The sequence below is a fragment of the Clostridium sp. CCUG 7971 genome, from assembly GCF_017590215.1.
In the GTDB taxonomy this organism is placed as follows: domain Bacteria; phylum Bacillota; class Clostridia; order Peptostreptococcales; family Peptostreptococcaceae; genus Faecalimicrobium.
In genome coordinates this window covers 1-7,102 of record NZ_JAFFPK010000206.1, presented here as the reverse complement: position 1 = coordinate 7,102, position 7,102 = coordinate 1, and the positions used below count along the sequence as shown (strand labels likewise).

The following is a 7,102-nucleotide window of genomic DNA, read 5'->3' as shown; positions in this document are numbered from 1 at the left end:
TAAGAGTTTCTTTTTTTAGTATTTTGTTTTTTTCTTTACTTTTACTTCTGCCAAATAAACAAGTCCATTTCCTTGTACTGCTCTTGAATAATCTAATACTTTGGTATGTTTAATTAACTGAGCATATAGTTCTCTTTGGTTTAAATTTCTTTGAAACTCTTTTTTAGACCAATTTTTAAGAAGAGCTAAACTTCCACTTACATGTGGAGTTGCCATACTTGTTCCACTTAATATAGCAAATTGATTATTTGGATAAGTTGACAATATATTTACACCTGGTGCAACTACATCAACAGCTAAATTTGCATTACTAAAACTAGCAGGAACTCCTTTTTTATCAACTGCTCCAACTGATATTACATCCATATAAGCTGCTGGATAAGAGTATTCAAAGTCATTAGAGTTTCCATCTCCATCATTTCCTGCTGCACATACAACTAAAATATGTTTGTTTATAGCTTCTTTTACTGCCTTTTCTAATTTTTCACTATTTTGTGACATCCCAAGTGACATGGATATTATATCTACATTTTGCTCAATCGCATAATAAATAGCATTTACTACCCAGCTTAACTTACCTGATCCAGTTTTATCTATAGCTTTTAATACATAAATCTGAGCATTTGGCGCTACTCCAACTATGGTATTATTTCCTCCATTAGCAGCTATAGTTCCAGTTACATGTGTTCCATGTCCAACTCTATCTATAACTATATCTGATTTTTTTCCATCTTCATCAGTAAAGTTTTTAACACCTACTATATTATTTTTAAGACTTTCATGGTTAATATCACAGCCTGAATCTATTACGGCAACTTTCACACCTTCGCCCATTTGAGACTCTTCCCATATACTTTTAGCTTTTATCATATCTACTCCATATGGGGCTTTTGTATCTTTTCTTCTAACTTCTCTATCTAAAGTAAATGGAATTAATTTCACAGTTAAATCTTCTTGTTTTATCTTCAATATAATCACTCCAAACTTGTTTTATATTTAATTATATATATTTGAATTGATTATTGTGAATACTATCTCTTTTTAAATAACTTTCTATATTTGATATTATCTTCTTTTCATCCTTTTCATTTATATCTATTTCATATAAATATAAATCTTCTTCACCTTCTATTTTGTATACCCCTTGTACTATTTTTTCATCTTCTATAACTACTTCTAATTTAGCTTTAAGCGGTAAATAGAAAGTACCTATTTTTTCTTTTTTATCTTCGTTCCATTCTCCAACATATTTATATAACTCACAAGTATATGTACCTATCCCATCTCTTTTTCCATTTTTAAAATCTCCTTCATAAATACTTTTATCATTATATGTATACCTACCTATTCCATCAAATAAATCGTCTTTGAAATCTCCTTCATAAACTTCATTTGTTCTAAATTTATATATGCCCTTTCCTCTCTTTAATCCATATTTAAATTCTCCTTCATATATATTCCCACTAGATTCTGTATAGCATCCGTGCCCATGAAACACATTATCTTTAAACTCTCCTATGTATTTACTACCATCTTTATATCTATACTCTCCCTTTCCATTTATCTTTGAACCTTTAAATTCTCCTTCATATACATCTCCATTTGATTTTATTAGTTTGCCTTCCCCACACTGTAAATTATTTTCCCACATACCACTGTATTTACTGCCATCTTTATAGTATAAAACTCCCTTGCCATTTTTTTTATTATTTTTAAAATAACCTTTATATATATCTTTATTAGTGTGAGTATACATTCCTAATCCTTCAATTATCCCATATTTAAAATCTCCACTATATACTGCTCCGTTGTTATATGTATATTTTCCTACACTATGCATCATATCATCTTTCCATAGACCCTCATATCTTTCTTTATTAGAAAATATACATACTCCAAATCCATTTTTCTTACCGTTTATTAATTCTCCTTTATACCTATCTCCATTATCATAATTTATTATTTTTTCTCCATTTAAATTATACTCTTCTTTATAATCGTATTTATCTTTTTTATTTTTTATTTTCCCTTCTAAATTAAATTTATAACCTTCTAAGCTTCCTCTTGACATTGTTTTATTTTTATTCTTTTTAAATGTAAATATGAATTTTATTAAAATAGTTACTATAAATACAGCCCATAAACAAATAAATACCTTCAATATAATAGTTATATAATTCAGAATTTGTTCCATAATTTAATTTGCCTCCTTTCTATATATAATTTATATTTAGCAACTACTAGCTTTAGACTACTTGATACACAATTTAAAAGCTGTTAATAAAATAATTTTATTAACAGCTCTCTTCTAAGAAGTCTCTACAATTTATATTCTCATAACTTAAATCTTCATCAAATAAGTTTATAATATTATTAAGCTCTTCTTTATATTCAGTTTCATTTAATTTATAAAGCATTAAATCTTCTAAAATGTCTTTCATATCAAAATAAAAGTTTTCTAATAAATACATGTATCCTATATTTATATCTTTTATATTTTCTAAAATATCTAATTTTTTATTTATATCCCTAAGTACATCTATATTATATATATCAATATCCTTTATAGTTTCAACATATAATCTTATAGTTTTTAATACTTCAATAGACATATCTAATTCATTATAGTTCCCTTCGTTTTTATAAAAATATTTTTTATATTCTTCAAATTTTTCTTCTAATTTTTCATTAATTATACTAAATGGTGGTTTAACTATATCTTGTATTACTAATATATCTCTAATATTTTCATTATTTTCTAGTGCATCATCTAATATATATAAATTATAAGCATCGTATAGAGGGTCATGTGCATCTCCTAAAAACTCAATGTTAGCGCATCCCAATAAGTTTTTTAAAGAAATATAATTCATGCACCTTATTCCATTAGATAAATACTTATCCTTTATATCTACAAATAAATTTCTAATGTTATTTATAAAACGTGGATGATTGTGTTTTTTCGCACTTTTTTTATCAGTATTATTAAAACATGTTAAATCTAAACTCCCAAATGTATATATGCCCTCAATTTGCGAAAATGTCCCTAACCATTTTTTAAACTTCCTCATAACAATCTCATAAGTAGGTGCTTTTGTTAAGTCATCTTGAGTTATATGAGTTAGTTCTTCTATATGTGGATATATATGCATATTACCAACTGGTTTTATTAAAGATTTGAACTCTTCTATTTCTCCAGTGTCCGTATCATACTTTATTGCACCTATAGCTATTATATCTGCATCTAACATATCTCTTTTATTTTTAGAACTTGGCATATTCATTTCAAAGTCTATATATATTTTTTTCAATATAAACTCACCCCTTCTAAGTACATCTAATTATATTTTATCATTTTTATCTATACATAGTAAAAAACCGTTGAATTTTTCATCAACGGTTTTATAATTTAACTATTTATTCATATTTTTCCATGAAAGAATGCTTAACTCCATCTTCTTGCCATCCTAACACTGAATCTATATTAACATTTTCAGCTGCTTTAAATATAGATTTTTCTACATCTTTAAATTGTGGCTCTAAACTCTTTATTAAATCTTTTATTTCATATCTCTTATTACCTGTCTTTTTAGCTGCAACCATGCAAGCACAATTTAATGGCCATATACCACTATTTTGTATAAATCTTACTATATGTTCTTCTCTTATATAGTAAAGAGGTCTTATTATTTGTATACCATCAAAGTTTGTAGAATTTAACTTAGGTAACATAGTTTTAAAGTTTCCAGCACACAATAAATTAAGCATTGTTGTTTCTATAACATCATCATAGTGATGCCCAAGTGCAAGTTTATTACATCCTAGTTCTTCAGCTTTAGAATATAATGCTCCCCTTCTCATTCTAGCACACATATAGCAAGGATAATCTTTAGCTATTTCATCAGCTATTTCAAATATTCTTGAGTCAAATAAATGTATTGGTATATCTAAATACTCACAGTTATCTATAAGTAACTTTCTAATATCTTCATGATACCCTGGATCCATTGCAATAAATTCCACTTCAAAGTTAACTTGTCCATGTCTTTTTAATTCTTGAAACATTTTTGCCATAAGTAAGCTATCTTTTCCGCCAGATATAGCTACTGCTATTTTATCTCCTTCTTCTACTAGTTTATAATCTCTTATAGCTTTTATAAATTTTGACCATAAATGTTTTCTATATCTTTTTATTACACTTCTTTCTATTTCTTTTAATGGCTGTCTTTCATCAAAAGGTACTATAATCTCACAGCCTTTTCCTGCTAATTCGCTCATTTTATCACCTCATTATTATGCAAACATGCAAATTATTTTATCATATATTCTATTCTTAGTTCAAGTGATACCTAAATTAATCTATTATTATTTATTTTGTACTCTTATTATTTGTCAATTAAAAGATATGCATCCTTTTTAGGAACAAAATTTACTTGTACGAATAATATATATTAGATAATTATTATCTAACTTTTAATTTAGGAGGAATATTCAATGCAAAATGACAACAGGGGCGTTTCTCAAAACTGTGGATGTTCTCTTGCAAGACCTTATGTAAATGATCAGGTTTTTACAAAAATGTATAATCCTTGTGCTGCCTTGCAACACGGAACTTTATTTCCAGAATTATACTTATGGGAATCTTTAATGTACAACAAAGACCTATACTCTACACCTATAATAAAAAGATCTGGAGGTAAAAAACAATGAGAAAAGAATCTAGAAGAGAACTTTTATTAAGAATACAAGAATTATGTTTTGCATGCTTAGATATGAATCTATACTTAGATACACATCCAGAAGATCAAAAAGCTGTAAACACTTTTAATTCATTAAGTAAACAATTTATGCAGGCTAAGTGTGCTTATGAGAGTAAGTATGGACCACTAACAAATTTTGGTCATTCAACAAGTAATTGCAATAATTGGCAATGGGTTTGTCAACCTTGGCCTTGGGATAGAGAAGTTAATTATTAGATATCAAAACTACTGGGAGGATTAATTTTTATGTGGATATATCAAAAAACTTTACAGCATCCTGTTAACCTTAAAGGTGGGGATTTGCAAATGGCGAAGTATCTAATCACTCAATTTGGGGGGCCAAACGGAGAGTTAGGTGCAGCACTTAGATATTTAAGCCAACGTTATACTATGCCTACTGGAAAATCTCGTGCACTTTTAACTGACATCGGTACAGAAGAACTTGCACATGTTGAAATGATAGCTACTATGGTTTATCAATTAACTTATGACGCTACTCCAGAACAATTAAGAGCTGCTGGACTTGGTTCAAGCTATGCTCAAAATGGTTTTGGAATATTTCCATCAGATGCTAATGGTGTTCCATTTAGTGCGTCTACAATAGCTGTTATGGGAAATCCAGTTACTGATTTACATGAAGACATGGCAGCTGAACAAAAAGCTTTAGCAACTTATTATCAACTCGTAAATCTAACTGATGACGCTGATATAAAAAATGTACTAAAATTCTTAGGCGAAAGAGAAATAGTTCATTACCAAAGATTTGGTGAGGCTTTAATGGATGTATATGACTTTGAAGAAAGTCAAAAATTATTTTAATATTTTCTAAATATATGTCGCCAACGAAGTTTATAAATAAACATGTTGGTGACATATTCATTTAATAAATAAAATATAAAAACCTCCTACAATATGTACTTATAAGAGGTTTTTATATTTTATTTATTAAGTTAAACACGATAGTTCTCCTTTGAAGTATTTATTGCATAATATTTATTTAATTATTCAAACGAATATTTCATATGAATTTATCTTTTGTATACATTCATTATTCAGCATCGTAATCTGGTGTATAATCATATTCTAATTCGCTTTCGTAATCAAGGTATATTAAATCTAAACTATTATCCATAATTTTGCCTCCTAAATTTTTTATAGCTTAAAATTTGAAAGTTTATCTAATATTCTTTCATTTTACAATATTATATGCAGTTATTTAACTAAAATTTCCATTTGTTACAAAATTGTTTATGTGTTTTTTAATTGTGCATTTTACAATATAAAAACTCTCCCTACTACGGTAGGAAGAGTTTTTATATTGTAGATAATACTCTTACTTTAATATCTTCATTTAATATACTAAATCTTGATATATTCTCTATATCCTTAATTAGGTATGATTGTAAGTAATCATTTAAGACTCTTAAAGGCATATATTCATTTCTATCATTAAAGTAACAATTTAAACTTTTTATATATTTTAAATAACATTTATTAATTCTTAATTCTACATATAAAAAATCTGTACTTTCTCTTGATATTTGAAACATCTCTTTCAATCTCATATATGCACATTGGAAATCTTTTGGTAATTCTAAACTACTTAACCTTTCATTTAAAGCTTCTTCGATACTTAAAACTGCAACTCTGTTAATAAATAAATCTATATAATAGCAATTTCTGCTATATTTGAATTGATAAAAATCAGTTACTGGGCCCATTGCTACACTCCTTACACTTTACATCTGATTTTTGACTCTTATATTTATTATTTTCAATATCCCCTGTTATTTATTCATCAATCAGTAATAAAGTTAACTTTGATTATTACATAAAAAAATCTATTTTTACTTTATTAAGTAAAAATAGATTATATAGTCATATATTTATTATAAAACTCTTCTTGCGTTTACATATGCATTATTGTAGTATGCATTCATATCAGATATTATTACTTTCTTTTTACTTGATGATGCATGTATAAATTGTCCATTTCCCATATATATTCCTATATGACTTACTTGTCCATTATTAGATCCATCAGTGTCAAATGATATTAAGTCACCCTTTTTAATATCACTTTTATTTATATATTGACCAAATTTAGCTTGATCTCTAGAAACCCTTGGAATGCTAACTCCTACAGATTTTTTAAATACATATTGAGTAAATCCTGAACAGTCAAAGCTACTTGGACCTTCAGCTCCCCACACATAGGGCTTTCCTAATAATGTTTTAGCAAATTCTATAACCTTGTCTGCCTTTTGACTACTAGGTACATTAGATGATCCTTTGTCACCTAGATATTGGCTTGACATATATCCTATTTTTCCATTATAGCT

General features: G+C 27.4%; 9 protein-coding genes. 3 read left to right on the top strand and 6 right to left on the bottom strand.

All coding sequences use genetic code 11. The features are described 5' to 3' along the window. Positions 1 to 15 precede the first annotated feature (15 nt). From JWF52_RS18715 to JWF52_RS18700, 4 genes are all read right to left on the bottom strand, one after another. Entirely contained in the window at positions 16 to 969 is a 954-nt protein-coding gene (locus tag JWF52_RS18715; RefSeq protein WP_208334982.1) for a S8 family peptidase, read from the bottom strand. Positions 970 to 1,000: 31 nt separating this feature from the next. Further along, complete coding sequence (locus JWF52_RS18710) at positions 1,001 to 2,194, bottom strand: MORN repeat-containing protein (protein WP_208334981.1); 1,194 nt, start codon at positions 2,192 to 2,194, stop codon at positions 1,001 to 1,003. Positions 2,195 to 2,294: 100 nt separating this feature from the next. Then, positions 2,295 to 3,311 (bottom strand): 3'-5' exonuclease, encoded by a 1,017-nt coding sequence (locus JWF52_RS18705; protein ID WP_208334980.1) that lies wholly within the window; start codon positions 3,309 to 3,311, stop codon positions 2,295 to 2,297. A 106-nt stretch (positions 3,312 to 3,417) separates the two neighbouring features. Further along, the gene (locus JWF52_RS18700) at positions 3,418 to 4,278 is read right to left on the bottom strand and encodes a tRNA 2-thiocytidine biosynthesis TtcA family protein (protein WP_208334979.1); all 861 of its coding nucleotides are present in this window, start codon (positions 4,276 to 4,278) and stop codon (positions 3,418 to 3,420) included. Positions 4,279 to 4,494: 216 nt separating this feature from the next. On the opposite strand from JWF52_RS18700, the gene JWF52_RS18695 reads away from it, so the two are divergent. From JWF52_RS18695 to JWF52_RS18685, 3 genes are read left to right on the top strand one after another with little or no spacing between them, the layout of a single operon-like run. Continuing rightward, the gene (locus JWF52_RS18695) at positions 4,495 to 4,710 is read left to right on the top strand and encodes a spore coat associated protein CotJA (RefSeq protein WP_208334978.1); all 216 of its coding nucleotides are present in this window, start codon (positions 4,495 to 4,497) and stop codon (positions 4,708 to 4,710) included. After that, complete coding sequence (locus tag JWF52_RS18690) at positions 4,707 to 4,976, top strand: spore coat protein CotJB (protein ID WP_208334977.1); 270 nt, start codon at positions 4,707 to 4,709, stop codon at positions 4,974 to 4,976. The genes JWF52_RS18695 and JWF52_RS18690 overlap by 4 nt, the downstream gene beginning before the upstream one ends. Before the next feature lie 30 nt (positions 4,977 to 5,006). Then, positions 5,007 to 5,579, top strand: a complete 573-nt coding sequence (locus tag JWF52_RS18685; RefSeq protein ID WP_208334976.1) for a manganese catalase family protein — start codon at positions 5,007 to 5,009, stop codon at positions 5,577 to 5,579. Positions 5,580 to 6,073: 494 nt separating this feature from the next. Here the strand turns inward: JWF52_RS18685 and JWF52_RS18680 are convergent, their stop codons facing one another. Further along, a complete protein-coding gene (locus tag JWF52_RS18680) occupies positions 6,074 to 6,481 on the bottom strand; it encodes a hypothetical protein (RefSeq protein ID WP_208334975.1) in 408 nt (135 codons plus the stop codon). Between the two features lie 168 nt (positions 6,482 to 6,649). Continuing rightward, on the bottom strand, positions 6,650 to 7,102 hold a 453-nt coding region (locus JWF52_RS18675), incomplete at its 5' end, for a C40 family peptidase (protein WP_208334974.1).

Bases quoted from the DNA above. Each gene is read 5' to 3' on its own strand.
- JWF52_RS18710 (WP_208334981.1), bottom strand. From the start codon at position 2,194: ATGGAACAAATTCTGAATTATATAACTATTATATTGAAGGTATTTATT.
- JWF52_RS18700 (WP_208334979.1), bottom strand. From the start codon at position 4,278: ATGAGCGAATTAGCAGGAAAAGGCTGTGAGATTATAGTACCTTTTGAT.
- JWF52_RS18695 (WP_208334978.1), top strand. From the start codon at position 4,495: ATGCAAAATGACAACAGGGGCGTTTCTCAAAACTGTGGATGTTCTCTT.
- JWF52_RS18690 (WP_208334977.1), top strand. From the start codon at position 4,707: ATGAGAAAAGAATCTAGAAGAGAACTTTTATTAAGAATACAAGAATTA.
- JWF52_RS18685 (WP_208334976.1), top strand. From the start codon at position 5,007: ATGTGGATATATCAAAAAACTTTACAGCATCCTGTTAACCTTAAAGGT.
- JWF52_RS18680 (WP_208334975.1), bottom strand. From the start codon at position 6,481: ATGGGCCCAGTAACTGATTTTTATCAATTCAAATATAGCAGAAATTGC.